Below are 2143 nucleotides of genomic sequence, written 5' to 3'. Positions count from 1 at the left end.
CGATCTGGAAGTCGCGCCCCGTATCGGCATCCACCCCGCCGATCAGGTAGGTCTTCGACCCGTACTGGTAGCTCCAGAGCTCGCCCGCCTCCGCCGTGTACAGCGCGGAGGTCACGCCGCGGAACACGAAGTTCTGCAGCCCGCCGAGGTCCAGATTGGCGTCCAGCGCCGACAGGTCGATCCTGTCGCCCGCACCCCAGTCCAGGATGCAGTCGCGCTCCGCCGTCGTCGCCGCGCTGTCCGACACGCTGGTCCACACGTAGCGGTCGGCCCCCGTGCCGCCGGTCAGCATGTCCCGGCCCGCGCCGCCGGTCAGCGTGTCGTTGCCGGCGCCGCCGGTCAGCGCGTCGTTGCCGTCACCGCCGGTCAGCAGGTTGGCCTGGCCGTCGCCCACCAGCGTGTCGCCATGCGCCGAGCCTTCCAGGTTCTCGATGCCGAGGAAGGTGTCGCCCTCCGCATCGCCCTGCGCCGTCAGCGTCAGCGTCAGGTCGACGACCACGCCGGCGGCGGCGCCGCGATAGGTCACCAGGTCGGTGCCGGTGCCGCCGATCAGCTCGTCGGCGCCCGCACCGCCCTCCAGCGTGTCGTTGCCCTCGAAGCCCTGCAGCGAGTCGTTGCCCGCGCCGCCGATGAGCTGGTTCGCCGCCGCGTCGCCGCGGATGAAGTCCGCCGCCGCCGAGCCCAGCACGTTCTCCACGCCGACCAGCGTGTCGTCCTGCGCATCGCCCAGCGCCTGCACCGCATCCTTCAGGTTGACCGAGATGCCGTCGACGCTGCCCGAGTAGTCCACCCAGTCGCTGCCGCTGCCGCCGGCCATCGAGTCCGCGCCGCTGCCGCCGACCAGCGTGTCCGCGCCGCTGCCGCCGACCAGCGTGTCGTTGCCGGCGCCGCCGATCAGGTGGCTCGCGCCGTTGTCGTTGCCGGTCAGCAGGTTGCTGCCGGCATTGCCGACCAGGCGGATGGCGGCCCCGCTGCCCAGCGCCGCGGCGTCGATGTTCAGCGCCGTGCTGCCGGAGACATCGCCGGACGCGTCGCCGATGCGCACCTCCTCCACCCCGCCGACACCGGAGGTCAGCACCAGCGTCTCCGCCGCCGTCGTGCTGGTGAAGCGGATCACGTCGTTGCCGTCGCCGCCGCGGATCATCTCGCCCACCGCATGCTGCGCCGCGCTGCCGATCAGGAACACGTCGTCGCCGAAGCTGCCCTGCAGCGTGTCCGCACCGCCGCCGCCGGCCAGCGTGTCGTCGCCGGCGCCGCCGAACAGCAGGTTGGCCCCCTCGTCGCCGTGCAGCGTGTCGTTGTGGGCCGAGCCGGTGATGTTCTCGATCGAGGACAGCGCATCGCCCTCGGCATCCCCGCCCACCCCGGTTCCGGCGCCGCCCGTGAGATAGAAGCGCACCGCCGCGCCGGAGGTCGTGTAGTCCGCCGTGTCGGTGCCGTCGCCGCCATCCAGCGTGTCGGCACCGGCGCCGCCCGCCAGCGTATCGGCGCCGCCGCCGCCGCCGAGGATGTTGGCGCCCGCCGAGCCGGTGAGCAGGTCGTCGCCCAGGCCGCCGCTGGCGTGCTCGAAGCCCTGCACGGTCATGCTGGATTCGACGCCGGACAGGCCGGTCACCACCAGGGTCTCGGCGCCGAGGTCGATCGCCAGCGCGCGCGCGACCTCCGCCGCCCCGTCGATCATGTCCTGTCCGCCCTCCGTCGCCACCAGCGTCTCGATGCCGGACAGCGTGTCGGTGCCGAGCGTGCAGGCATAGGCGTCGTAGCGGGTCAGTTCGCTCGTGAGCGTCGCGAAGATGACGCTGTCGGCGACCGCGGCGCCGTAGTCCAGCAGATCCAGCCCCTCGCCGCCGTCGAGGAGGTTGTTGCCCTCGCCGCCGTCGAGCGTGTCGTTGCCGTCGCCGCCCGAGAGGCTGTCGTTGCCGTCGCCGCCGGCCAGGCTGTTGGCGTCGTCGCTGCCATGGATCTCGTCATTGCCCGAGCCGCCGATCGCGTTCTCGAAGCCGCTCAGCGTGTCGTCACCGTCATCATGGCTGGCCAGATCCATGCCGAGATGGACGAAGACGCCGACGCTGTCCCACTCGTAGCTCACCGTGTCGTTGCCGGCGCCGCCGATCAGCTGGTCACCGGCCGAACCGCTGACATC

The 2143-nt window shown here is 72.2% G+C and carries 1 pseudogene; it reads right to left on the bottom strand.

Going from position 1 to position 2143, the window contains the following annotated elements:
- A pseudogene (locus HEQ75_RS27555) lies at window positions 1-2143 on the bottom strand (M10 family metallopeptidase C-terminal domain-containing protein); the annotation flags it as partial.

The organism is Falsiroseomonas selenitidurans (genome assembly GCF_012103215.1).
Taxonomy (GTDB): Bacteria; Pseudomonadota; Alphaproteobacteria; order Acetobacterales; family Acetobacteraceae; genus Falsiroseomonas; species Falsiroseomonas selenitidurans.
This window is presented reverse-complemented; position numbering and strand designations above follow the sequence as displayed.